The 23,210-nt window shown below is 58.0% G+C and carries 27 protein-coding genes; 7 read left to right on the forward strand and 20 right to left on the reverse strand.

The window, feature by feature from the left end; translation table 11 throughout:
• Positions 1–103: 103 nt before the first annotated feature.
• The 3 genes from FJ145_23790 to FJ145_23800 form a co-directional block, all read right to left on the reverse strand.
• The gene (locus FJ145_23790) at positions 104–640 is read right to left on the reverse strand and encodes a universal stress protein (protein ID MBM4264435.1); all 537 of its coding nucleotides are present in this window, start codon (positions 638–640) and stop codon (positions 104–106) included.
• A 108-nt stretch (positions 641–748) separates the two neighbouring features.
• Positions 749–1,759: an ABC transporter substrate-binding protein gene (locus tag FJ145_23795; protein ID MBM4264436.1), complete on the reverse strand. Its 1,011-nt coding sequence runs from the start codon at positions 1,757–1,759 to the stop codon at positions 749–751.
• 539 nt (positions 1,760–2,298) lie between these two features.
• Complete coding sequence (locus FJ145_23800) at positions 2,299–3,312, reverse strand: LLM class flavin-dependent oxidoreductase (protein ID MBM4264437.1); 1,014 nt, start codon at positions 3,310–3,312, stop codon at positions 2,299–2,301.
• 124 nt (positions 3,313–3,436) lie between these two features.
• On the opposite strand from FJ145_23800, the gene FJ145_23805 reads away from it, so the two are divergent.
• Entirely contained in the window at positions 3,437–4,402 is a 966-nt protein-coding gene (locus FJ145_23805; GenBank protein MBM4264438.1) for a tRNA glutamyl-Q(34) synthetase GluQRS, read from the forward strand.
• Between the two features lie 87 nt (positions 4,403–4,489).
• Here the strand turns inward: FJ145_23805 and FJ145_23810 are convergent, their stop codons facing one another.
• The 12 genes from FJ145_23810 to FJ145_23865 form a co-directional block, all read right to left on the reverse strand.
• Positions 4,490–4,906, reverse strand: coding sequence for a hypothetical protein (locus FJ145_23810; protein ID MBM4264439.1), 417 nt, complete (start codon positions 4,904–4,906; stop codon positions 4,490–4,492).
• Positions 4,907–4,915: 9 nt separating this feature from the next.
• Positions 4,916–5,434 (reverse strand): aldo/keto reductase, encoded by a 519-nt coding sequence (locus FJ145_23815; protein ID MBM4264440.1) that lies wholly within the window; start codon positions 5,432–5,434, stop codon positions 4,916–4,918.
• Positions 5,435–5,447: 13 nt separating this feature from the next.
• Complete coding sequence (locus tag FJ145_23820; protein ID MBM4264441.1) at positions 5,448–5,903, reverse strand: PaaI family thioesterase; 456 nt, start codon at positions 5,901–5,903, stop codon at positions 5,448–5,450.
• A 9-nt stretch (positions 5,904–5,912) separates the two neighbouring features.
• Positions 5,913–6,308: a peptide-methionine (R)-S-oxide reductase MsrB gene (gene msrB / locus FJ145_23825; GenBank protein MBM4264442.1), complete on the reverse strand. Its 396-nt coding sequence runs from the start codon at positions 6,306–6,308 to the stop codon at positions 5,913–5,915.
• A gap of 10 nt (positions 6,309–6,318) precedes the next feature.
• A complete protein-coding gene (locus FJ145_23830) occupies positions 6,319–6,810 on the reverse strand; it encodes a YajQ family cyclic di-GMP-binding protein (GenBank protein MBM4264443.1) in 492 nt (163 codons plus the stop codon).
• 54 nt (positions 6,811–6,864) lie between these two features.
• A complete protein-coding gene (locus FJ145_23835; protein MBM4264444.1) occupies positions 6,865–7,368 on the reverse strand; it encodes a CBS domain-containing protein in 504 nt (167 codons plus the stop codon).
• On the reverse strand, positions 7,368–8,360 hold the full coding sequence (locus tag FJ145_23840; protein MBM4264445.1) for a TraB/GumN family protein: 993 nt from the start codon (positions 8,358–8,360) through the stop codon (positions 7,368–7,370). Before FJ145_23840 ends, FJ145_23835 begins: the two co-directional genes overlap by 1 nt.
• Positions 8,273–8,596: a Rieske 2Fe-2S domain-containing protein gene (locus FJ145_23845; protein ID MBM4264446.1), complete on the reverse strand. Its 324-nt coding sequence runs from the start codon at positions 8,594–8,596 to the stop codon at positions 8,273–8,275. Before FJ145_23845 ends, FJ145_23840 begins: the two co-directional genes overlap by 88 nt.
• Before the next feature lie 2 nt (positions 8,597–8,598).
• Positions 8,599–10,302 (reverse strand): amidohydrolase family protein, encoded by a 1,704-nt coding sequence (locus FJ145_23850; protein ID MBM4264447.1) that lies wholly within the window; start codon positions 10,300–10,302, stop codon positions 8,599–8,601.
• 253 nt (positions 10,303–10,555) lie between these two features.
• A complete protein-coding gene (locus FJ145_23855) occupies positions 10,556–10,984 on the reverse strand; it encodes a hypothetical protein (GenBank protein ID MBM4264448.1) in 429 nt (142 codons plus the stop codon).
• Between the two features lie 253 nt (positions 10,985–11,237).
• A complete protein-coding gene (locus FJ145_23860) occupies positions 11,238–11,621 on the reverse strand; it encodes a GFA family protein (protein ID MBM4264449.1) in 384 nt (127 codons plus the stop codon).
• A gap of 16 nt (positions 11,622–11,637) precedes the next feature.
• Positions 11,638–12,657, reverse strand: coding sequence for a fructose-bisphosphate aldolase class I (locus FJ145_23865; GenBank protein ID MBM4264450.1), 1,020 nt, complete (start codon positions 12,655–12,657; stop codon positions 11,638–11,640).
• Positions 12,658–12,756: 99 nt separating this feature from the next.
• Between FJ145_23865 and FJ145_23870 the strand changes: the two genes are divergently transcribed.
• Positions 12,757–13,092: a phage holin family protein gene (locus tag FJ145_23870; GenBank protein MBM4264451.1), complete on the forward strand. Its 336-nt coding sequence runs from the start codon at positions 12,757–12,759 to the stop codon at positions 13,090–13,092.
• A gap of 138 nt (positions 13,093–13,230) precedes the next feature.
• Here the strand turns inward: FJ145_23870 and FJ145_23875 are convergent, their stop codons facing one another.
• Positions 13,231–14,109 carry an ABC transporter substrate-binding protein gene (locus FJ145_23875; protein ID MBM4264452.1) on the reverse strand — a complete coding sequence of 293 codons (879 nt, stop codon included), beginning with the start codon at positions 14,107–14,109 and terminating at the stop codon, positions 13,231–13,233.
• A 144-nt stretch (positions 14,110–14,253) separates the two neighbouring features.
• On the opposite strand from FJ145_23875, the gene FJ145_23880 reads away from it, so the two are divergent.
• Positions 14,254–14,955: an SDR family oxidoreductase gene (locus FJ145_23880; GenBank protein ID MBM4264453.1), complete on the forward strand. Its 702-nt coding sequence runs from the start codon at positions 14,254–14,256 to the stop codon at positions 14,953–14,955.
• A gap of 110 nt (positions 14,956–15,065) precedes the next feature.
• Here the strand turns inward: FJ145_23880 and FJ145_23885 are convergent, their stop codons facing one another.
• The 4 genes from FJ145_23885 to FJ145_23900 form a co-directional block, all read right to left on the reverse strand.
• Complete coding sequence (locus tag FJ145_23885) at positions 15,066–15,452, reverse strand: hypothetical protein (protein ID MBM4264454.1); 387 nt, start codon at positions 15,450–15,452, stop codon at positions 15,066–15,068.
• 29 nt (positions 15,453–15,481) lie between these two features.
• Positions 15,482–16,735 (reverse strand): hypothetical protein, encoded by a 1,254-nt coding sequence (locus FJ145_23890; GenBank protein ID MBM4264455.1) that lies wholly within the window; start codon positions 16,733–16,735, stop codon positions 15,482–15,484.
• Positions 16,736–16,765: 30 nt separating this feature from the next.
• Positions 16,766–17,800, reverse strand: coding sequence for an AAA family ATPase (locus FJ145_23895; protein MBM4264456.1), 1,035 nt, complete (start codon positions 17,798–17,800; stop codon positions 16,766–16,768).
• Between the two features lie 199 nt (positions 17,801–17,999).
• Positions 18,000–18,236, reverse strand: coding sequence for a glutaredoxin family protein (locus tag FJ145_23900; protein MBM4264457.1), 237 nt, complete (start codon positions 18,234–18,236; stop codon positions 18,000–18,002).
• Positions 18,237–18,344: 108 nt separating this feature from the next.
• Between FJ145_23900 and FJ145_23905 the strand changes: the two genes are divergently transcribed.
• From FJ145_23905 to FJ145_23920, 4 genes are all read left to right on the forward strand, one after another.
• The gene (locus FJ145_23905) at positions 18,345–20,261 is read left to right on the forward strand and encodes a M28 family peptidase (protein ID MBM4264458.1); all 1,917 of its coding nucleotides are present in this window, start codon (positions 18,345–18,347) and stop codon (positions 20,259–20,261) included.
• A gap of 101 nt (positions 20,262–20,362) precedes the next feature.
• Positions 20,363–20,977 carry a glutathione S-transferase family protein gene (locus FJ145_23910; protein ID MBM4264459.1) on the forward strand — a complete coding sequence of 205 codons (615 nt, stop codon included), beginning with the start codon at positions 20,363–20,365 and terminating at the stop codon, positions 20,975–20,977.
• 9 nt (positions 20,978–20,986) lie between these two features.
• On the forward strand, positions 20,987–21,682 hold the full coding sequence (locus tag FJ145_23915; GenBank protein MBM4264460.1) for a CDP-diacylglycerol O-phosphatidyltransferase: 696 nt from the start codon (positions 20,987–20,989) through the stop codon (positions 21,680–21,682).
• A 9-nt stretch (positions 21,683–21,691) separates the two neighbouring features.
• Entirely contained in the window at positions 21,692–23,146 is a 1,455-nt protein-coding gene (locus tag FJ145_23920; protein ID MBM4264461.1) for a hypothetical protein, read from the forward strand.
• The last annotated feature ends 64 nt before the right edge of the window (positions 23,147–23,210 follow it).

Here is a 23,210-nt window from a genome sequence, read left to right on the forward strand (position 1 = left end):
GATTTCGAATACGGTGTGCGCTCCGCGTCGATATTCTTTCATCCGCAGACATTACCACAGCTCCGCCAAAACGTGCTAAAGCCGTCGCCTAAAGGCGAGGGCTTCAACCCTCCCAGAGTGGGACAGTGAGAAGCAGCTCGCCGTTTAGATGTTTGGCTAGTTCCACCGCTGGCTCAATCACAGATTCCGCCAGCTCGGAGCCGTCGAGGGCAACGATGATCGAGCGAATCGCCACTTTGTCCGGGGCGCCGTCGGCACGCACCAAGAGCACGGGAGCTGTGGCCGCCTGAACCACTTTGAGCGCCACACTGCCGAGCAGCCAACGGCGCAAGCCGGAGGCACCGTGGGTTGTCATCGCAATCAGGCTCTCCGTGTCACTCTCGGCTCGATCGACGATGACCTCGGCAGGAGTGCCAGGGAGGGTAACGCGATCGACCTTAGCGCCCGCCGGGAAGCTGCGCGCCTCCGCGTCTTTGCAATAATCCGCCGCGCGCGCCAGCGGCGCCTGGTCAGCGCTGTCGGTGACACACAGCAATTCCACCGTGGCACCGGTCGCTTCCGCCAACAACCGAACGTAGGGGAGCGCCTGTTCGGCAAGCTTCGATCCATCCAACGGCACGATAATTTTTCTCATCGTCATGAAAGCGTTCTCCTTGGCACGACGTTGGAGAAACGGCTATCACAATCACCGGGGCACTGCTATAACGCTGGCGTTGAATGCGAGGCCCAGACAAATCGCGGCGCGGTGCTACAACCCCAACTCTTTTTGCGCCTGGCGCACAAAGCTCTGGTCGACGTAACGCTCGGGGGATGGCAGCGGCTCTTTAAGCACACCGTCTTTGAATTGGATGTCGATGTTGGCTTTCAAGCCTTCGATCGTCGGCGCGCCATCAATGGGAAAAACTTTATTCTTGGTAAAGTAGTCGACGCCGCGCCGGGCATAGGGCGGCTTGATGCCCATCTCGGCCGTGAACAGATCGGCCGCTTGGTCGGGATGCTCGTGGATCCAGCGCAGCGAGCGGATATGCGCTTTCAAAAAGCGCACGACTTGGGCGCGGTTTTTCTCGGCCCATGCCGGATTCACCGTGAGGCCGTTGAATTGGTACGTCGAGATCACCTCCATGGTATCGCCCAGTCGTGTGAATCCGTTATCGGCGGCAATATCCGAATAGGGAAAACCCAGCACCGCACCGGCGATGCTGCCGCTCTCCAGCGCCGTCAACCGCGCCACCGTGCCGCCGGAAATAATCGTCAAGAAAAAATCCTTCGGGAAGTGAAGCCCCTTGGTCTTGAGATACTCGAGCAAAATCGAAGTCGCCCCACCGCGCAAACTCGCGACACCCAGCCGCTGGCCCTTCAGCTCGTCGACGCGTTTGATATTCTTAGCGCCGATCAAGAAATACGGCGCCGCGTTGTCGACACCGGCAATGACTTTAAGAATCGCGCCCTTCTCGGCCAGTGCAATGACGCTGTCGGCGTTCAGCGTGCCTAAATGAATCTCGCCGCTGAGCAAAGCCTGCAAATGAATATCCGTCCGGCCGATCATAACCAGCTCGACCTTGACGTTCTCCTGGTTATAAAAACCCCGCTTCTGGGCAACGTAGAAAGGCAAATAGAAAAGCGTCTTCGAAGTCATGCCGACTTTGAAACTTTGCGCGCGGGCCGGCACGCACGCCAAACCGACTCCCAAAGAAATCGCCAAAGCCAACAAAAGCTTGCGTCTCACGTGCAAAGAGTCCTCCTTGCTGATCTCGAACATAGTAATCGCCGAGCTTGCGCGATTACAACTGAAAAAAGCGATTGCAAATCACGGTTCGCTGCAACTAGACACTGCCGCTCGCCGGGCATGTTCTTCAGTCGTGTCCGGCGTATGTAACGATAAGCAGCTCACTTAATAGCCGTTGTCCTGGCCCTATGGTAAATTAGATTGTGGCGCAATCGACCGAACCTGCTCTCCCCGCTTTTGGAAAAGAGGGTGATCTTCCGCGCGGAATTTATCCGTGCGACCTTGCAAGAAACACTGCGCCTTTGGGAAGGGCTCGTGGCAACGGGTCGCTGTGGCTGCGCATTTGCGGCGCGTCGAGACCAACCCTCAAAACTTTCACAGCGCCGTTTCCGGTTTCTTAGCAGAGATCGACCGCATGCAGCTTGAGGTGAGGGAATACCTGAGCATTCATCCCACCGAAGTGTCATCGAGCAGTCCCTCGTGATTACGAACTACCACTTTGAACCTGTCATGAGGACGTACCGAGCCACGTGACGAGTGCGCCAACGAATTCGCGGCAACGCCTTCAGCGATCACGGCAGCGGACTATTCGGCAATTGTTTCTTCACCTGCGGGATCACCTCCGCGCCGAAGCGCTGGAGGGTTTCCGTGATAAACTTCGGGTCCATGCCGGGAAAATCGACCATGAACCACATGACCTCGGCTTGAAATTCTTGGTGATACGCCAGCACCTGTTCGACCACTTCGCTGGGGCTGCCGACGACTAAGCGATCGCGTTTCAGTTCCTCAAACTTCAAATCATATTTCTCGCCGGGCTGGCCCCATTGTTGGTAGCGCAAGTAGCGCCGCTCGTAGCCGTCGCGGATGCGCTCCTCGGCTTCGCGCGTGCTATCGGCGATGCAGAGGTCGCGGAAGATATATAACCCTTTGAACGGTCGCCCCTGTTTTTCCAGCGCGGTTTTGTAAACCGGCAAAGCCTCGCGCAGAAAAGTCTTCGTGTGGCGCCGGCTGGCGATCCAATGGTCGGCGACTTCCGGCACTCTGCCGACGGTTTTCAAAGTATCGGCACCGAGCAAGATCGGCGGGCACGGCCGCTGCAGCGGCCGCGGCTGCGAATTGACTTTGTCGAGCTGATAATATTTTCCTTGGAACGAGACCGTCTCACCGCTCCAGAGCCGGCGCAGTACTTCAACCCCTTCGACCAATCGGCCACGCCGCTCGTGCAGATCGACACCAAAGGATTTGAATTCGTTTTCCCGATAGCCTTGGCCGACCCCCAACAACACTTTACCGCCGCAAAGATTGTCGAGGGTGGCGATATACTCCGCCACCATCACCGGTGGATGCAACGGTAAAATCAGAATCGACGTCCCGAGATACATGCCCGGCACCTGGGGCGCCAGATAAGAGAGCAGCGGAATCGATTGTAGGATCGCCGCATCGGGCCCGCAGAGATAATGCTGCGCGACGAACAACGCTTCAAAGTTATTCTTGTGCGCGACGATTGCCCGCTCGGTGGTTTGCCGACAAACCTCAACTGGATCGACGTCCGATGGATAACTGCCAAACTCAAGACCAAAGCGCATGTAGAGCCCCCTACTCGGAACGCAGAGAAACTAACCACAAAGGGCACATAATCAACTCTCTGGAAATTGTTTTTTGTGTTCTTTGTGCTCTTTGTGGTTAAATCCTCTTCGCGTTTTCACTTCCATGAGTAACACGGGCCCAATTTCTAGTACAACGATCGTTGGCCGGCTGGCGCCGAGTCCGACGGGCCATTTGCATCTCGGCCATGCGCGGTCGTTTCTGATCGCCTGGTGGCACGCGCGCTCGCGCGGCGGAAGAATCGTTTTGCGCCTGGAAGACCTCGACGTCGAACGCGTCAAGCCGAGCTTGATCGAGGCGACGATTGAAGACCTGCGCTGGCTCGGTCTCGATTGGGACGACGAGCCTTACGTGCAATCGCGCAGCGCGGCCGACATCGATGCGGCGGCGCAAGCGCTGCTCGACCGCGGCCTCGTCTACCCCTGCGTCTGTACGCGCAAAGAAATTCTCGCGGCGCAATCGGCGCCGCACGCGGGGGAAACCAGCACCGTCTATCCAGGGATTTGCCGCGGCAGGTTCAAGAATTTAGCTGATGCGGAAAGCGCCAGCGGCCGCCCTGCCGCGCTGCGCTTCATTGTTCCGGATAAACTCGTCCACATCGAAGATGAATTCCAAGGCGTGCGTGAATTCGACGCGCGCCGGCAGATCGGCGATTTTCCCATAGCGCGCAGCTTGGGGCTACCCGCCTATCAACTCGCCGTTGTCGTCGACGACGTCCGCCAGGGTGTGACGGAAATCGTCCGCGGCGCCGACTTGCTAGAAAGCTGCGCGCGCCAGTGGCTGCTGCAAGAAGCGTTGGGCTATCCGCACCCGCGCTGGTGGCATATTCCTCTTGTCACCGATGCCTCCGGGCGCCGCCTGGCCAAGCGCAGCGATGACGTCTCGCTGGCGCGCCTGCGCGGCGCCGGTGTCGACGCCTGGCAGATCGTCGCCTGGGTCGCACGTGGCGCGGGCATAGACATCGGCGATCGCGCCAACGCACGAGATCTCATCAGCTCGTTCGAAATGATGCGGCTACACAGATCCGAAGTTCGCGTTACGCCGGCTGATCTCGCCGCGTTTGGCTTGTAGCAAGCGGGCGCGATGAATCGCGCCCCTACTGCTTTCCGTTTTGCGTTTTTTGCGTATTTTGCAGCATTCTTATCTGCGCCGCAGTGACTAATTGCCGGTGAGGTGATCCAGCTTACCGAAAACCGTCTTTAGTTTGTCGAGCACAATCTTTGGTAGCGGCGGTTTGAGGATCGCGGCGATGTTTTCTTGGAGATGTTCGGGGTTGCCAGTGCCGGTGAGCACAATGTCAACGCCGCGCTCGTGGCGGCAAAAGCGATAGGCCGCCTCCGGCAGCGTCGCGGCGTCGCTCTCTTTCAAAATAAATCCGAGAGGGTCGTAGGCATCGAGTACTCCTTTCGCGATCGCGCCGTTGGCAACGAGCTCGGCGCACATCTCCTTGAGCCGCTTTGGCTGGCTAAGAGCGCGGCGCACGGCGAACATATTGAGCATGCCGACGCCGTCTTTCAGGGTCAGCGGAAAAAGTGTGTTACGCGCGGACGGATTGATCAAGCTAAACCCGACCATCACCACGTCTCACATATTTTCTCGCAGGCTTTGTTGCAGCATGGTGTGCGACGGGTCGGGGACAAAGCCCTCCGTCACACCGATGAAGCGAATCTTGCCCTGTTCTTTTAATTGGCGCATCGCCGGCATCAACCGTTCTTTGCAATACTGATAATCCTTCGGTTCGACGCCATGCAAGTGATAGACATCGATGTAATCTGTGCCAATCAACTTCAGGCTCTGTTCAAACCCTTTCTTTAGTTCCCCCGCAGGATCGGCATGATCTTCACTGGGCAGTGTCTTCTTGGTCGAGATGACGAGCGCATCGCGGCGCATCCCCGCGATCGCTTTACCGACCACCGCTTCGGTGCCGTAGGTCTGAGCCGTATCGAGAAAGTTGACGCCCAGGTCGATGGCTTGCCTGATTAGGGAGACCGCGTGCTGCTCCGAGTTTGGATCGTCGCGCATGCCTAGCCGGCTCGGCCCGCCGCAGCCGAGTCCCGCAACGCTGACTTTCAAACCGGTTTTTCCGAGAGTTGTGTATTCCATGGCACTCGCAGACTTAGTCGCGCTCCACTCTTATCCCCAGCACTTCGCCAGCGGCGCAGACCTCGCCGCGCGCACTGATCGTGCACCGTACCCAAGCCTTGCGCCCTTCACTCTTGGTAATGCAGGCGCGCAATTCGAGGGGCTCTTCGAGGGGCGTCGGTTTCGCGTAGGTAACATTCAGATTGGCCGTGACGTAGCCGATACGCGGCGCGCTGCCGATGGGCCGGTTCTCATTTTTGTAGGCGGTGGCGATTGCCAGATTTAAACTATGACAATCGATCAAGGTCGCGATGATGCCGCCGTTGAGAAACTTTTTTCGGCCGCCGCAGTGGTGCGGCGCCGGCTGCCACTGAGCAACCCCCTCGGCACCGTCCCAGTAGCTTTTGATTTGCAAGCCCTTGTCATTGTCGGCGCCGCAGCCGTAACAAAACGGCACCGCGCCCTGATCTTGGAAGGACGGCTCGCCCATCTCGCGCGGCTATTTGTCTTTGTCGAACTTGAGCGACGCCGAGTTGATGCAGTAGCGCAAGTTGGTTGGCCGCGGTCCGTCGTCGAAGACATGGCCCAAGTGGGCATCGCACTTGGCGCACATCACCTCGGTGCGGCGCATAAAAAAGCTGTTGTCCTCTTCGGTCTCGACGTTCGCTTCGCCCACCGGCGCCCAGAAACTCGGCCAACCGGTGCCCGAGTCGAATTTCGTATCCGAGCTAAACAGCTCGTTGCCGCAGCAGATGCAGCGGTACGTGCCTTTTTCGTGATTGTCCCAATACTGCCCGGTGAAGGCGCGCTCGGTGCCTTTCTCACGGGTGACATGAAACTGTTCGTCGGTGAGGCCTTTTCTCCATTCGGCGTCGGACTTCTTAATCTTTGCCATTGGCGTTCTCCTAGCGCTGCATGTTAACGAACTGCAGCGGGATTGGTTGATTGCTGCCGCGCAGCATCTGGATGACCGTCTGCAAATCGTCGATGCTTTTGCCGGTCACACGCACCTGATTTTCCTGGATCGCCGCTTGCACTTTGAGCTTCTTGTCCTTGATCATCTTAACGATATTGCGCGCTGTATCCGAGTCGACGCCTTCTTTAATGGCGATCTCGCGTTTGATCATGCCCTGCGCCGCCATTTCGTTTTCCTTGGGCTCCAGGCACTTGCGGTCGACCTTGCGCTTGACCAGGTTCTCGATCAGCGTGTCCTGCACCGCGCGCATCTTCATGTCATCTTCGGTGGTGACGTTGATCTTTTTGTCTTTCTTGTCGAGTGTGATCTCAGTTTTAGAGCCGCGGAAGTCGTAGCGCGACAAGATCGTTTTTTTGCTAATGTTCACCGCATTATCGACTTCCTGCAGGTCAATGCGGTTGACAATATCAAATGATGGCATCCGTGCGTCTTCCCTTTAGATGAATGTAGCTCCGATTCGGTTGCGGGAGCCAGTCTATTTTTTTCGCTTTTTGGCGCCGCGCCCTTTCTTGGTCGATTTATTACTGACCTTTGCCTGTGCCAATTGTCCGCCGCTCAAGACAAAGTCAAGAATATCGCTGCGCGTGATGATGCCGACCAACTCCTTGTTATCGAGCACTGGCAGCGAGCCGATGCGGTGTTTGCGCAGCAGCTTCACCGCGTCGCTCAGATTAGTGTCTGGTTTTACCACAAAAACATTGTGGCTCATCACTTCTTCGACGGTGATTTTTTCAGCAAACTCGTCGATCTCTTTGCCGCGGTTGATCAGCATGCTGGTCGGGTAGGCATCGCGGATATCGCGATCGGTGACGATGCCGACTAGCGTTTCGTTTTCGGTCACCGGCAATTGGTTGACGCGCTGCTTGGCCATCAACTGACGAGCGACCGCGATGCTGTCGAAGGTTTCGACGACAAACAGCTTGGTCGACATCCAATCGCGTACCTGTACTCGCTTACCATTGTTTGTCATTTGGGTCATTACTGTTGCTCCACCTTGTAACCCTTTTGCTTGAGCAGCTCGATCACGCCCTCTTTGCCGACCAGATGGGCCGCGCCGACAACAACAAGGGCGTTGTTGCCCTGCTCAATGAATTTCTCGATCTGCGGCAGCCAGCGCCGATTGCGGTCCACGTACAACTTTCGATGCAGATCGGGAAACTCCTTGGCGCCTGTATGCAGCAAAAGTTCCACCGCGCCAGTATCTCCCTTGGCCCAGCTTTGCACGATGTCTTCGACGTATTCATCCAGACGGTCTAAATCTTGGCCCGTCTGCTGAAGCATCGCATCCTGGTCGGCTTTGGACATCTGATCGAGCAGGCCAATCTGAAATTCCAACGTCTCAAGGCCCGCAAGCGGCTTGCCGGTTTCTTTGGCGCGCCCCGCCAGGTATTGGTCAACACCGTAGTTAGGGTCAAAGCCGAGCTTCTGCAGTTTTAAAGCGGTTAGCGTCAGCGCGACAACCCAGGGCTTGAGCGGATTGAACATGCGCAAATCCACCCCGAGCTCCTTGGCGCGCTTTTCCGCCAGGGAAAAAGTTTCAGGTGCAATGTTTTGCTGCAGTGTCGTGCCGTCTCGATAAACGCCTTTGGCGAGGGTCAGCGCCTGCGCCTGCTCGGGCGTCGAAGATTGCAAGTCGATCTCAAGGACCAATCTTTTGGAATTGTCGAAGGCCTCCTCGAGCGCTTTTTTCAGCGGGTAGTGCGTGCGCTTGAGAAAATGGATGGAACCGGCGACGTAGATGCTCTTGGCGCCATCTTTGGAGGTCACACGCCAAAGAAAAGTTTTTTCTTGGGAGCGGGCCGGCGCGGAGAAAAAAAGCAGCGCTAGCAGGGCCACTAGCGCTGTCGTCAAAACCCGGCTCCAGATCGGAGCTTGCGGTCTACTTACCATTCCAACTTGATACAGATTTCTTCGCCGCGCTCTTCGACCGGCAACACCGTCAGCGGAGCGCCACCCTGGGGCAGAGTGCATTCGCCCGACGCCAGATCAAAGCAATAGCTGTGATTGTTGCAGCGCAGTTTGGGACCGTCGAGCAACACGCCCGCCACTTTCAGGTCAGCTTCTTCGTGCGGACACTGTCTGGCAAAGGCAAAATACTTGCCTTCGATGAGCGTCACGAGCACCTGACGCCCACCGAGGTCTGCTTCTTTCATAACGCCGGGGGTGAGTTCTCCGACGCGAGCTACCGGAACGTACGCAACACCCATCGTTACGCGGCCGCCTTTTGTTGGCGATAGAGCGGGCCGCGCATCACCTGCCCCGGCAGGTCGCCGGTCATCCGGCCGTGATCGTGGACCACGGTGCCGTTGACGATGGTATAATGCATGCCCACCGCCTGCTGCACCATGCGCTTGGTGTTTGCTGGAAAATCGTTGGCCCAGGTAGGCTCTTCGGCGTTGACCGTGTTGGGGTCGAAGATAGCGATATCGGCCGCATAGCCCTGACGCAGCAGGCCGCGCCCCTGCAAACCAAAGATCGACGCCGGATGGAACGTTAGTTTGTGAACCGCCTGCTCCAAGCTCATCACCTGGCGCTCACGCACCCACAGGCCTAACAAAATCGTCCCGTAGCCAAAGTCGGCGCCGAACAGCACATGCGCCCCCGCATCCGAAGTTCCGACGAGCACATACGGGCTGCGCAGGATTTCGCCCATGGCATTCCAGTCGCCGCCGTTGTTGGCGTTCCAGAAAATGGTTTCGAGATTCTCTTCGAGGGCAAGATCGAGAAACGCATCGATGGGCGCCTGATTGCGCATGGCCGCCAGCTCGGCAATCGTCTTGCCGACGTATTTTTGGTTCTCCGGCTTAAAAACTTTTTCGACTTTGGGAATGTCCCAACGGCGGTGAAAGTTGGCGTTCTTCACGGTGTCGAGCTCGCCTTGCAGTTTCTTGCGCGTGTCGGCGTCGGCGAAAGCTTGCTTACGCACTTCCACCGGCAGGAACATCAAATTTTTCCAGGTCGGGAATTCATCGAAGATCTGGCAGTCTTTCAACGTGAAATGACGCACCAGCGGCACTGTCATCGACAAGCCGTACGCTTGGTAGCCGGCTTTGAAAATTGGTTCGACGGCGTCGAGCTGCTCGCGCCATAGGTTGGGTTCGGACCAGCGGTGCTGCAGGCTTTGCCAGAGAATCGGCCGCTGCGTGCGCCGCGCCAACTCGTGATACCACTCGAAGTGCTCGACCTTGTTGCGGCCAAGAATGGTCTCGATCACGCCGCCGTTGCGCTCACCCAGCACATCGCACAACGTGAAGAATTCATTGTCGTCCGCCAGCCGGCTCGACACCGGTTTGCCATCTTCGCGCATATGGCGATCGTTGCGATTGGTCGACATGCCGAGCGCGCCGCCATCCATTGCTTCACTGATGAGACCGCGCATTTTTTGGATTTCAGCGCCGCTGGCCTTACGCTCGACGGCGTCTTCACCCATCACATGATGGCGCACGGCGATGTGACCGACTAGCCCGCCGACGTTGATGCCGACTTTGCCTTCGAAGTTGTCGAGATATTCGCCGTAGCTATGCCAATTCCATTTGACGCCCTGCTCCAAGGCGATGCGCGGGATCGCTTCAACCCGCACGAAGCTTTTAACGATGGCGTCTTCGATGCCAGCCTTAACTGGCGCTAGCGATAGACCGCAGTTACCCATGACAACGGACGTCACACCATGCTGCGGCTCACAGGTGCCATAGGGATCCCAAAGCATTTGCGCGTCAAGATGGGTGTGATGGTCGACAAAGCCGGGCGACACCGCAAGGCCAGCCGCGTCAATGGTTTTCGCTGCACCATCTTTGATTTTACCAATCTCGGCAACTTTGCCGTCTTTGACGCCGACATCGGCTATATACGATGGCAGCCCCGAGCCATCAACAACCCGCCCGCCGCGAATCAAGAGATCGTAAGCCATATTCATGCCTCCGTTGAGAGTTTAGGCCATACGGCCTTGCCGGTATTCGATCCAGCCAGGAATAATAATTTGCACCATACGCAATGGTCATTTGTCAGTCAACCAAACGAAACTCATGCCAGAGTCGCAGTTTAGAAATTATGCGGTGCAAAATTTCGCAGTTGCGAGAATCAATGATGATGATCCAATCGACTTAAAGATTGGATCATTACAACAGCTGCAGGTTGAATCCAGAATTTTGGTCTGCCTCCTGTAGGCCCTACCCCTCATGGTCAACCACGTCGCGCGGTTCGCGCCGACCATAAGCCGCAGCAACTTTGTTGGTGGCTAAATCCACTGGGTGGAGAACGTAACCGAAAGTTGGATCTCGCAGGGTCCGAAAAAAACGATAATCGCCGTCAAAAACCCATTCCAGTTTGGTTAGCTCAGCGCCGCGTTCTAGCAACGCCGTGCACATCGCAGGTGTGCGCCGCAGCCATTGCACTTTGAAACCGTGCTGCTCGAGCAGCGCACCGTCAAATTCTGCGACGGTCTTCACACGATTTTCTTGGTCATGAAAGACATCAATGTCTCCAGAAAAACGCGGGGGGGCTTTATTGATAGCCGTGCTACCGGCAACGTAACTCTCTGGATTACGGTGCGCGGCCAACAACTGGAGAATATCGCCTTGAATCTTAGACAGCGGCACCGCAAGCCTGCTCGATCTGCTCGGCGAGCCTGCGCGCTTCCAAATTTCCCTCGACCCGAAGGCTGCGAGTGATCGCTAGTGCGTCCGCCGGTGTGGGGTCGGGGACCGGCCTGCTACTCCACAAAGCAGATACTCCGAACTCTTTGAAAGCGCGGTGATAAAGGCTCACTAAATCGGCATCTATGGCAGTGGATTCGCTTTTTATGGTGGTCAGTTTACCACGAGCCCGGAAACCTGGCAAAACGGTGCCGTTCTATTCGCGCGAGTGATGCGCCAACTCGGCGGCGTGCTGCTCCCAATTCTGGCCGTCGAATTGGCTAATCGTCAGGCTGCGAATCGTGCCGCGCTCGAGGCAGCGCACGTTCACACTGTAGCCGTCGGGATTGGAGCGCGGCACGTAGAACGACTTGATGCCGCAGACTTTACAGAAGAGATGCCGTGCGACACCGGTGTTGAACGTGTACGCGGTGAGCGACTCGGAACCCTGCAAGAGTTTGAAACGTGACTTGGGAACGATGAGGTGGAGATAGGCGGTCTTGCTGCAGATGGAACAGTTGCACTCGGTGGTTTCAATATCGGCGGGTGCCTCGACCGTGAATTTCACGCGGCCGCAATGACACCCGCCGGTGTGGGTGATTAATGCCAACGCCCTGCTACGCGGCCTTTTCCATCGCCGCCGTGTAGCTGCCGGTGCGCGCGGCGCTGTTCATCTTGGCGCGATGATAGAAAATCTTCTGCGCCGCGGCGAGGTTGCCAGCTTCGCCTTTCCAGGTCTTGAGCGCGGGATCTTGCAAGGCGCGCGCGAAGGAGAAGCTTACCTGCCAGGGATGTTTGCCCAATTGGTTCATCCGGTTCAAATGCTCGGTCGAGCTCTCCGGGCTCTGACCGCCGGACAAGAAGGCGATGCCCGGCACAGCGCCGGGCACGGTGCGCTTGAGAGTGCGGATGGTCCGCTCGGCGACTTCGTCGACGCCAGCCTGGCGCGGATTATCTTTGCCGGACACCACCATGCTCGGTTTCAAGATCATGCCTTCCAAGTGCACGCGCTGTTCCATCAACGCGTCAAACGTAATGCGCAGCGTCTCGGTCGTCACTTCTTCACAACATTCGACGGTGTGATTACCATCGAGCAACACTTCCGGCTCGACGATCGGCACGATGCCGCCCTCTTGGCACAGCGACGCGTAGCGTGCTAGCGCATGGGCGTTTTCCTGCAAGCAGGTGTAAGTCGGAATGCCGTCGCCGATGGTGATCACCGCGCGCCACTTGGCGAACTTGGCGCCGAGCTCGCGGTACTCCTTCACGCGAGCGCGCAGGCCATCGAGCCCTTCAGTCACGGTCTCCTTCGGAAAGAAAGGGATATCTACCGGCCCTTTATCGACTTTGATTCCCGGCATGATGCCCTTCTTGGCAAGCAGCTGCGGAAAAAGCGTGCCGTCCACGCCCTTTGTGCGAATCGTCTCGTCGAAAAGAATCACGCCGGCGATCGCTTCTTCGACGCCTTTGGTCGTGAACAACATGTCACGATAGGCTTGGCGGTTCTTATCGTTGTTTTCGATTTTGATGCTGTCGAAACGTCTTTGAATGGTGCCCATGCTCTCGTCAGCGGCGAGAATTCCTTTGCCCGGACCGACCATCGCCTGCGCAATGGATTCAAGTTCTTGTTTAGACATGGCTGCGGTGCCTCCTTGGTTTCATATGCGAGTTGGACCATTTTACATTCTCGGCCGTCCGTGGCAAGGCGTAATGTAGAGAATTCAGGGAGCATAAACATGAAACTGCTAATTCACTGGGTCATCAGCGCCGCCAGTCTGATTATCGTCGCATATCTCTTCCCCGGCATTTCGCTCGAAGGCGTCGGTCCGGCGCTGATCGCGCCCATCGCCATCGGTCTGATCAACGCCACCATCGGGTTCATCCTCAAGATCGTCACTTTTCCACTTACGCTACTGACGTTGGGAATCTTTTGGTTGGTGATCAACGCGCTCATGCTGATGCTCGCCGCCTACTTCGTGCCCGGCTTCTACGTCGCCGGTTTTTGGTCGGCATTCTTTGGCGCCATCGTGCTCAGTATCGTTAGCACTATTCTCAAGCGCATTTTCGATTGACAGCAATTCGGAGTCCTTCGACAGGCTCAGGACGAACTGAACAAGAGTGAAACAAAGAGAACGAATCCGTTCATGCTGAGCCCTTCGACTCCGCTCAGGACAGGCCTGTCGAAGCATGCATGCCCTTTCGCTTTCGTGCTAAAGCCCAGCGACAGCCTCCCGCCAATAGCTCTCGTCGAAAAAACGCTCGGGCGGCTCGCAGGGCGGTTTGTAAACGCCCATCTCCTTGCGCAGCTCGATGACCACGCTGATCGCCACCGGATTGATGCGCGCCCGCGGCACAACTTTGGAATAGGCAATCTCCGCTGCTTTGCGGTTGAGGCCTTCTTTTTCCATCGACAGATTCAACGTCTCTTCGCGATTCTCTCCCTTGAGCAGCCAATCGGTCGCCGCCGCCCAAGCGCGAATGAAGCGCACCACCAACTCGCGGTGCTCCTTCAGCCACGGCCGCAGCGTCCAGCCGCAGGTGAGCGGCCAACCGGGCACGTAGTTAATGGCATCAGCCAGCAAAATACCGCCGGCAGCGAGCGCTTTGTCCGACGCCGGCGGCGTCAGCATCGCCGCGACAACGCGTCTTTCGAGAAACGCCTGCAAGCGCACCGGCGAGCTGCCGATGATCTCGATCTGATACTGGTTATCGTCCATGCCGTGCGTGCGCAGGATTTTCTTGCGGATCAAATCGAGATTGGAATCGCCCGGATCTCCCGCCAGTAATTTGCCGCGCACCTTCTCAATCGAGTCGTAACCTGGTTGGCCAATGAGATAGGCGCTCAGCCCCTCCTCAGCTTGCATGAACAGCGTGTAATCGACGCCATCGGTGGTGGTGCGCGCAATCATGGTATCGGCACTGCTCAAGGTAAAATCCCACTTGCCCTCGGCCATGCCCTTGTTGTGATCCGGCGCATAGGTGGTCTCGTGAAACCGCACTTCAAGATTTTCTTTGGCAAAGAAACCCTTGTACTCCGCCACCAAATGCGGCGGTCGCCGGTTGTAACCAGTAGTGCTTAGAACATCCATCACCGCTCTCCTTCCGAGCCCTCTTACTACCGCCTCGCGCCCCAAGCCTCAAGCCTAATCGCTTGGCATGAGCCCCAAACGAATGTAAAAGTTTTCTCAGGCCATTACTCCAATACACCATCACTCCAACCCCAAAGGATTTCCATGACGCTCAAAGACAAAGTCGCAATCATCACCGGCGGCGGCCGCGGCATCGGCAAAGCCATCGCCGCGCACTACGCCCGCGAAGGCGCCACGCTGGCCCTATGCGCGCGCACTAGCGCGGAGCTAGATCAGACGGTTAAAGCATTGCGCGGGGCCAACACCGAAGTCGAAGGCTGGGTCTGCGACGTGTCGTTGGAAGAACCGGTGAAAGAATTCGTGGCTAATGCCCATAAGCGATTTGGCCGCATCGACGTGCTGGTGAACAACGCTGGCGTCATGACGCGCCCGGCGCCGATGATTGAGATGGACGTGAAGAAATTTGACTACACCATCGCAGTTAATGTGCGCGGGCCCTTTCTAATGACGCAGCAGGTGCTGCCGATCATGATCAAACAAAGAAGCGGCTCGATCATCAACGTGTCGTCGATGATCGGCCGCGGCGCCTACGCCAACTTTCTCGCTTACGCGACCTCAAAATGGGGCTTGGAAGGCTTCACACTAACGCTCGCCGCCGAAGCACGTTCAGCGAATATTCGCGTGAATTCGGTGGAACCAGGCTACGTCGCGACGAAACTTACCGGTTACAATGGCAGCAAACCCGAATCGGTGACCGACGTGTTCGTCTATCTCGCGTCCGATGAATCGAAAGGCGTGACCGGCAAGCAGCTAAGCTCGTCGGGCTGGAAGTCGCAGGTAAAGTAGATTCCTATGGCACCACGAAGACACGCAGTTCGGATTTTGATTCACTAAACTTCTTTTCATAACTTCGTGCACTTCGTGCCTTCGTGGTGAACTGTTTTTCAGATTGCACTTCACACTCGCTCGACACGATACGCCGTGCCGAACGCGCCAAAGTCATGGCTGGTCACGCCGTTTAGCACCGACCCGACGTATTGCTGCAAAGGTTCGACCACGGTCACTTTGACGATGGCGCTCTCATCGATTTTCACCAGGCCTGCGTGCACCACCGCCGCCGCCAGGAGGGAGTCACCGGTGTAGACATCCGTGCCCCACAGCGGCCCATCGTTGACGCCGGTGACGCGAAAGTAGAACGTTGCCCCGGTGCGGTCGCACAGATCGATCATGGTCGGCGGCGCCTCCGAGGCGAGCATGCCTTGATCGAGCAGGTGTTTGATCTGCTTGGGCGAAAAACGTCCTTGGCGATCGAAGTGAGCGACTAGTTCTTGGACTACTTTCATTGGTTCTCCTTGCTTTGACTACAAAGCTGTTACTCCAGCGCAATCACCTGTCCATAGGGCGGGCGAAACGCACCCGAGCTAAGCGGCAGCAGCCACACAACCTGATAGGGCAACGGCTCGGCTGGAAATTCGACATCGCCGTCGGTCACGACCACGACGTTGCGCACCTGCGGATCGTCGGCCAAATGGCGCAGCGCCGGCGACAAGTCGCTGCCGCCGTAACCGGCAATCTCATGCTGCACCAGCTCCGCAGGCACAAGCCACTCGTCCGCCGTGACTTCCGTGTCGCACTGCACCATGCGCACTTGATCGAGGCCCTGGGCGTCGCAAAACTCCGCAAGCGCACCTAGGGCGCGCGGGATCTCGTCGCTCATCGAACCGCTGGTGTCGAGCACGATGTTCAGCAGCCAGCTGTCGCGCCGGCGCCCCGGCAGAACAACGTCCTGGCGCTCGGCGCTGCGCCGCGACGGCCGGGCAAAAGTCCGTTCTCCGGCCGTGGCGGACTCCAGCCAGCGCTGCAGCGCCATCTGCCAAGGCGCGCGATAGATACCGCGCAGCGCCGCCACCATCTGCCGGCTCGCTCCGGCGTCGGTGCCGTGCACTCCTTTGAGCGCGCCCATCAGCTTGGCGAGCGCAAGAGCCTTGCCCGCCGCCGCTTTGACCGCTTCCCCATGCGTCCTTTGATCGGCGACGTCCGCTGGAAAGAGCTCGCGCTCGCGCGTCGTGTCGAGCACGTCGCCGGACTCGCCGCCGCCTGGCTCGGCACGGGAGCGGCCAAAAAGTCGCCGCACGGAGATCGCCGCCCCCTGCCAAACTTGCGTTCGGGTTTGTTGCTGCGCGCGGGCTCGGCGCATTTCCAGAACGATTTGTTCGGCGGATTTGTCACGCGCCCCGCGCATCTCGAGACCGCCCGCCGGAATGGTTTGCATGCCCAGCTCGCGGCGCAGAATATCGTTGATAATGTAGTCGTGCGCGTAGTTGAACTCGAGGCGGCTGCTGCCCTTGGCGCGATCGTGGGTGCGCAGGGCGAGATGCAGCATCTCATGGGCCAGCACGAAAATAAGCTCGCTGTCGTTCAGGCGCTCGACAAACTGCGGATTGGCCACCAGCCGGCCGGAGGCGAAGACGCCCATGGTCGGCACGCGCTCATCAAGCGCAATGCGGGTCGCGGCGGCGAGGCCAGAAAGGTACGGGAACGGCGCCGTTAGCAGACGCAAGCCTTTGTTGAGGCGCGCCAGCTGTGCCGCATCGGGCGATGTTTGCGATGTGCGTGCTGCGTCCAATGGCTGCGTGCGCTATCCTTGGCGGGAAATCTACAGCCGCGCTACTTGTTTCAGCAGGTCGAACATCGCCGGGTCTGCGCCCAGGGCCGACCAGCGGTCGACCATGTCCGCCACCAGGGAAAGCTGGTGCTCCGCCGGCAGGCTGCGCAGAAAGCGGTTGACTCTGCGTGGCTTAACATCGACGAGCTTATTGTCGCGCACTTGCTGGCGAATGCAGTTCAAGACAAACCAGCGCGCGGCGTCACTCTTCGGTAGCAGCGCAGCGTCTTCGATATAGCGCTGCAGCGGCAGCAGCGCGGCGATCGACTCTTCCGCCAAAGCGCAAAAAACCGCGGCGTCTTCGGCGGACAGTTTACCGAAGGCGAGCACGCGGCGCATTTCTTTGGTCAAGATACCGCTGCGCTCGGCCATGTCGAGCGACTGCGAGAGCAACGCCCAAGCCCGCGGCGTCGAGAACGGCACGGGTTCCGCGGGCACGGCGCGCATGAGCGCGTCGGGCACCGTTTGAATGAAACCGCAAATCTCTTTGCGCACGCCGTGGGCCTTGGCCCAGGACAACCATTCGCCGGCATCGACTTTGATATTTAAGAGGGTCACGCGGTTGACCAATGCGGAGCTGAGCGAGCGCACCAGCGCGCGGTCTTGCACCCGGTTGCCGGCGGCCACCACCCATGTGCCCTTGGGCAGCTTATATTCGCCGATGCGCCGTTCGAGTAGCAACGAGTAAAACGCCTTTTGCACATCGGGAGCGCAGGCGGGCAGCTCATCGAGAAACAAACAAAAAGGCTCAGGGTGTTCCGGCAGCAACAGACGCGGCGGGCAGAAGACTGACCGCTCGCCGACAATGCGCGGCACACCGCTGACATCTTCGGGCGCGATCTGCGTGCCCAAGAGCGAGCGGCACGGTAGCTTCATTTCCTTCGCCGCTTCGTAGACCATTTCCGATTTGCCGACCCCAGGCGGCGAGAGCAACAAGAAACTTTGCTCTTGGGCCATGCATTGGATGAGCTTTTTAGCTTGCCTGAGAGTGATGGTCTCTTCAAGCGGACCGGCCTGCACATTCATCAAGTTCAACTCCGGCACACAGAATCGGAAATTTGAGGTCTTGCTGAATTGGACGCAGCGACGGCGGCTTTCTTCAAAATTGCGAAGAAGTCAAAACAGCAACGCAAAAAGGCGGGTCAAAACCCGCCTTTTTCAACTGACGCTGCGTTTTTTGAAATGGCTGGAGAACTCGGGGAGTTGTTTTATTGGCGATGGCGGATCAGGAGAGACCGAGCAGCTCCATAATCTTCAATTGATCGAAGCCGACCACCGATTGGCCATCGATGATGGTCACCGGCGTGCTTTGAAATCCCTGATCGATTAATTCTTTCATCGCCGCTTTGTCGGCGCGGACATTTTTCTCAACGAACTCAACGCCCTTTTGAGATAGAAACTCTACCTCTTTGTGGCACGGCCCTCAGCCGGGTTGGGTATATACGACGACGCTCTTAGCCATGATCTTCTAACCTCCGTGGCATTTTCAAAGTCGCTCGATCCTAGCATTTTCGTGGCAGGAGAGAAACCCGCCACACCCGCCGCTTCTCCTTGGCAGAGAACCGCAGCGATGGCGGTTCACACTCCATTCACAGTGAGCTTCAAAAGAAACTACCGATTTGTTAGCTTTGAAACCGCTATGAACTCTCCCTCCCCCGCGCTGCAGAAAAGAGCGGCCGTCGGTTTGATGGCGGCTTGCCTCGTTCTACTGCTGCACTTTTCTGGGTGGACTTTCGATCTCTCGGGCCCGAGCGATGTGGCGGCGCTCAAAGCGCACGTCAGCTACCTCGCATCCCCAGAACTGACCGGGCGCGGTGTCGACACCCCGGGCATCAAGCTGGCGCGCGACTACATCGCTCGCGAATTTTCCCGCTACGGCCTTGAGCCCGGCGGTGACGGCGGGAGCTTTCTGCAAAGCTTTGAGCTTACCACCGGAGTTACCGTGAAGGAGCCCACGGCCTTGGCCCTCGACAGCGGCAAACCGCTCGCGCTCAACCAAGACTGGGCGCCCATCGGCCTTTCGGCCTCCGGCACCATCGGCGGCGAATTGGTTTTCGCCGGCTACGGCATCACCACCAAGGATTACCCGTATGACGACTACGCCGGCATCGATGCCAAAGGCAAAATCGTCGTGGTGTTGCGCTATGAGCCGCCGCCCAAGGACGACAAGAGTCCCTTTCGCAAGGCGCCGCAATATTCCAACTATGCCACGCTGCGCGCCAAGGCCGACAACGCCAGTGCCCATGGCGCGCTGGGGCTGATCCTAGTCGACGCCGCGCCGCGCCCGGGGGCGCGCGAGCTGGTCTCCACCCGCAACAGCTACGCTCGCGGCGACAACAAAGTCGTCGCGCTGCAAGTCAAGGGTGCCGTCCTTGAACCCTGGTTAAAAGCTCAAGGCTTTTCTTTGGCGGAAGCGAAACAAGCCATCGACCGCGACGAAAAACCGGCATCGAAAGTCCTGTCCGGGGTGAGCGTCACGGCGACCGTCACTTTGGCGCAGCAGCGCCAGCAAGCTGAAAATGTCATTGCCGTGCTTCCCGGCGCCGATCCCAAGCTCAAAAACGAAGCCATCGTCATCGGCGCGCACTACGATCACTTGGGCTATGGTTATTTTGGAACGCGCGATGCCAGCACCGAAGGGCAGATCCATCATGGTGCCGACGACAACGCCTCCGGCACTGCCGTGCTCATGCAGGTGGCCCAACAGATGGCCAAGATGGCCCCCAAGCCCGCCCGCACCATCGTATTCGCCGCCTTTTCTGGTGAGGAGCTGGAACTTTTGGGATCGCGCCATTATGTAAATTTTCCCACAGTGCGGCTATCGGCCACCAAAGCAATGCTCAACATGGACATGGTCGGTAGGCTGCGCGATGACAAGATGACCGTTTTCGGCACCCGCTCGGGGCGGGAGCTCAGCGCCATGGTATTGGCTGAAGCCGCGCTGCGCGGCCTGCAAGTGACCGAGTCCGACGGCGTCGGCCGCAGCGATCACATGTCCTTCTACAATAGGAAGATCCCGGCACTGCACTTTTTCACCGGCTCCCATCCCGACTATCACAGACCTAGCGACACCGCTGGGAAGATCAATATCGATGGCATGGCCAGAGTGGCAAGCCTAGTGGCCGCCGTCGCGCAGCGACTGGCCGACCACCGCGAGGGTTATCAATTCGTCAGCCTGCCGTCGCGACCACCTACCACTGAGGGCGAAAGTTCGAGTGGTTACGGCGCCTATCTCGGTAGCATCCCAGATTTTGCTGAAACCGGGACCGGGGTGAAATTGGCCGGTGTCACGGCGGGCAGCCCGGCGGAGCTGGCCGGACTGCGCGAGGGTGATGTGATCGTCGAATTCGCCAACAGCAAGGTGACCGATCTAGAGGAACTAGCAAAGCTCCTCGGCAGCAAAAAACCGGGCGAAGAGGTCAGTGTCGTGGTCCAGCGCGATGGCGCGGCGATCAGCCTGAAAGTCACCCTGCGCTCGCGCGGATAGCCGATTTTCTTGGGCCAAATGCAAATTTCGGCCCTTAATCCTACAAAAACCTCTCGCAGCGCCGTAACCCTTGTGTTAAGATAACTTCCAAATCAAGGAGGATGCGGCTGATGATCAAGTTATACACCTTTCCGCCATCGACCAACTCCCGCAAAGTGCGGATCGCGCTGTTGGAAAAGGGGTTGGAGTTCGAAAGGGTGAATGTCGATCTTACCAAGCGCGAGCAGAAGAACCCGGAATATTTGAAAATTCATCCCTTTGGCCAGGTGCCGGCTTTAGACGACGAAGGTTTCGTGCTCTACGATTCGACGATCATCAACGAATATCTCGCCGACGAATACCCCTACCCGCCTTTGATGCCAAAGGATTCTGAGGGCCGCGCCCGGGCGCGTATGATGGAGGACTTCCGCGACAGCCGCTTCAATCCAGCTTTCGTCAAGATCATCCAGGAGATGCGCAAGCCGGAAGGCGAGCGGGACGCGAACAACGTCACAGCCGCCAAAAACGAAATCGCCGCCTGTTTCGACCGCATCGAAAAGGAATTGGAAGGCAAAGAATATCTGGTTGGCACCTTCAGCCTGGCGGATATTGCTTTTATGGCCAACATCGAGCTGCTCGACCGTTTCCAAGTGCCGGTGGACGCCAAGTACAAAAACACCATCGCCTGGATCGCGCATTTAAAAGCGCGGCCTAGTTTCGCCGCTTCCGCCACTTGATGCCCGTGAATGCCAACTAGCCTCGTCCTCGCCTGGCTCGTCCACCTCTATACCGCCCTCGGCGCCGTAGTCGCTTTCGCGGCCATAATTCAAATCGAACAGCGGCTCTTCGTCGGAGCGCTCTGGCTCATGCTCCTGGCGGTGGTCATCGATGCCACCGATGGCGCACTGGCGCGCACCGCGCGCGTAAAAGACCACATTCCATGGTTTGATGGTGCGCTCTTGGACAACATCGTCGATTACACGACCTACGTTCTTGTGCCGGTCTATTTCATCTACCGCGCCGAGCTGCTGCCACCGCAAGATGGCTGGTGGCTCGCGCCGCTGCCGCTGTTAGCCAGCGCCTACGGCTTTTGTCAGAAAGAAGCGAAGACCAGCGACCACTTCTTCCAAGGTTTTCCGTCCTATTGGAACGTTGTCGCGTTCTACTGCTACGCTTTCAAAACACCGCCGTGGATCAGCGGTTTTGCTATCATTGCGCTTTCGATTTCGGTGTTTGTACCGATTCGCTACCTTTACCCCAGCCGCAGTCCGACCCAGCGCAGCCTGGTGAACACGTTGGGAATGCTCTGGGCGGTGCTGTTGGCGATTATTCTACACCAGCTGCCGGAGCCTTCGCACATCTTGTTGATTGCCTCGCTGCTCTTTCCAGCCTACTATACAGCGTTGTCGCTTTGGCTCGAATGGCACCGGGCAGTGGATTAGGAGGTTTCTGTGCGATCGAGGATTGATCGAGGCGTATACTTTGCGTTTGCCGGCTTATTGACCGCGCTGCTACAAGCGCAGCTGGCCTTGGGCGCGCAAGCCAACGGCGCTCCCAAATACATCTTTCTCTTTCTTGCCGACGGCGCCGGCGTTCCGCACATGGAAATCGCTCGGCAGTACAATCGAGTCGTGCACAATGAAGGGCTCACCATCAGCGATAAGATCATCAAGCAAGGCAGCTTGGGGCTCATGACGACCCATGCCGCCGATTCGTTATCGACCGATTCGGCGGCTGCCGCCACGGCCCTGGCTGGCGGCTGCAAAGCCAACATCGGCGCGCTGGGCGTGTGTGCCGATGGCTCCCCAGCCGTGTCGGCGATGGAAATCGCTCGGCAAAAAGGCATGCGCCTAGGGCTGATCACCAATTCTACGATCTACGATGCCAGCCCCGCGGCTTTTGTCTGCCACGTGCCGAGCCGGCGCGATTACGCGGCGATTCTTAATCGCTATTTGGATTTGGAGCCACACTTGTTGTTAGGCGGCGGGCGCGATCAGTTTATCCCGAAGAGCCGCGGTGGCCGGCGCGGCGACGAAGTCGACATGATCGCCGAGTTCACCAGGAAGGGCTACACCCATGTTTCCGACAAAGCCGGCTTGGAGCAGGCGAAGCGGAGCAAAGTGCTTGGCCTTTTTAGCAACGGCGATATGAGCTTCGAAATCGACCGCGACCCCAAAAAAGAACCGTCAGTTTATGACATGACCCGCGCCGCGATTCGGCTTTTGCACGACGATAACCCCAACGGCTTCTTCGCTTTCATCGAGAGCGAAAACACCGACACCGCCTCGCACTTGACCGATATTGCCGCCATGGTGCGCGACTACCGTGAGTTCGATCGCGCCGTCGGCTTGGCCTTTGAATTTTACCAAAAGTATCCCAAAGAAACCTTGATCATCGTCACTTCCGACCATGAGACCGGCGGACTGGGATTGACCCTTGGCCTGAAGGATTTGAGCTCGACGCGCGGCAGCAATCAGGTGGCCGGCACCTTCGATGACCTAAAAAAAATCGCCTCGATTCCGATCTCGCTGCGGCGCGCCGCGGAAATTTTGGGGCCGAAACCTACATCGGAAGCGATCGATCAGTTGATGCAATACCATTTCAAGGGTTTCGTGCTCGCGCCGGATATTAAAGAAGCGCTGCTCGCGCGCAAGCCGCTGTCGCGCACGGTTTTTCTCGACCCGACCACCACGGCGCTCGGCATGATGGTCGCCAACAACACCCAGGTCTACTGGCAAACCACTGCGCACACCAACCACCCGGTGTTCGTCGCTGCCATCGGTCCCGGCTCGGAGCGGTTCAAGGGCTACTACGACAACGCCGATTTCGGCAAGCGCCTGAAAGAGCTTGTCGGCGGCGTGAAAGCGGCGCAGCCGCCATTGGTCTCGGTGCCGAAGCAGCATTAAACTATGCCTCTGAACCCATCCCCGCCCTGAGCAGATTCTCCACGCAAATGGTGGCCGCTTCGCC

The sequence above is a fragment of the Deltaproteobacteria bacterium genome, assembly GCA_016874755.1.
Taxonomy (GTDB): Bacteria; Desulfobacterota; Binatia; order UBA9968; family UBA9968; genus DP-20.

Coding starts and splice junctions, on each gene's coding strand:
- FJ145_23790 (MBM4264435.1), bottom strand. CDS start 640: ATGACGATGAGAAAAATTATCGTGCCGTTGGATGGATCGAAGCTTGCC.
- FJ145_23795 (MBM4264436.1), bottom strand. CDS start 1,759: ATGTTCGAGATCAGCAAGGAGGACTCTTTGCACGTGAGACGCAAGCTT.
- FJ145_23800 (MBM4264437.1), bottom strand. CDS start 3,312: ATGCGCTTTGGTCTTGAGTTTGGCAGTTATCCATCGGACGTCGATCCA.
- FJ145_23805 (MBM4264438.1), top strand. CDS start 3,437: ATGAGTAACACGGGCCCAATTTCTAGTACAACGATCGTTGGCCGGCTG.
- FJ145_23810 (MBM4264439.1), bottom strand. CDS start 4,906: ATGGTCGGGTTTAGCTTGATCAATCCGTCCGCGCGTAACACACTTTTT.
- FJ145_23815 (MBM4264440.1), bottom strand. CDS start 5,434: ATGGAATACACAACTCTCGGAAAAACCGGTTTGAAAGTCAGCGTTGCG.
- FJ145_23820 (MBM4264441.1), bottom strand. CDS start 5,903: ATGGGCGAGCCGTCCTTCCAAGATCAGGGCGCGGTGCCGTTTTGTTAC.
- msrB (MBM4264442.1), bottom strand. CDS start 6,308: ATGGCAAAGATTAAGAAGTCCGACGCCGAATGGAGAAAAGGCCTCACC.
- FJ145_23830 (MBM4264443.1), bottom strand. CDS start 6,810: ATGCCATCATTTGATATTGTCAACCGCATTGACCTGCAGGAAGTCGAT.
- FJ145_23835 (MBM4264444.1), bottom strand. CDS start 7,368: ATGACCCAAATGACAAACAATGGTAAGCGAGTACAGGTACGCGATTGG.
- FJ145_23840 (MBM4264445.1), bottom strand. CDS start 8,360: ATGCACTCTGCCCCAGGGTGGCGCTCCGCTGACGGTGTTGCCGGTCGA.
- FJ145_23845 (MBM4264446.1), bottom strand. CDS start 8,596: ATGGGTGTTGCGTACGTTCCGGTAGCTCGCGTCGGAGAACTCACCCCC.
- FJ145_23850 (MBM4264447.1), bottom strand. CDS start 10,302: ATGAATATGGCTTACGATCTCTTGATTCGCGGCGGGCGGGTTGTTGAT.
- FJ145_23865 (MBM4264450.1), bottom strand. CDS start 12,657: ATGTCTAAACAAGAACTTGAATCCATTGCGCAGGCGATGGTCGGTCCG.
- FJ145_23870 (MBM4264451.1), top strand. CDS start 12,757: ATGAAACTGCTAATTCACTGGGTCATCAGCGCCGCCAGTCTGATTATC.
- FJ145_23875 (MBM4264452.1), bottom strand. CDS start 14,109: ATGGATGTTCTAAGCACTACTGGTTACAACCGGCGACCGCCGCATTTG.
- FJ145_23880 (MBM4264453.1), top strand. CDS start 14,254: ATGACGCTCAAAGACAAAGTCGCAATCATCACCGGCGGCGGCCGCGGC.
- FJ145_23885 (MBM4264454.1), bottom strand. CDS start 15,452: ATGAAAGTAGTCCAAGAACTAGTCGCTCACTTCGATCGCCAAGGACGT.
- FJ145_23895 (MBM4264456.1), bottom strand. CDS start 17,800: ATGAATGTGCAGGCCGGTCCGCTTGAAGAGACCATCACTCTCAGGCAA.
- FJ145_23905 (MBM4264458.1), top strand. CDS start 18,345: ATGGCGGTTCACACTCCATTCACAGTGAGCTTCAAAAGAAACTACCGA.
- FJ145_23910 (MBM4264459.1), top strand. CDS start 20,363: ATGCGGCTGATGATCAAGTTATACACCTTTCCGCCATCGACCAACTCC.
- FJ145_23915 (MBM4264460.1), top strand. CDS start 20,987: ATGCCAACTAGCCTCGTCCTCGCCTGGCTCGTCCACCTCTATACCGCC.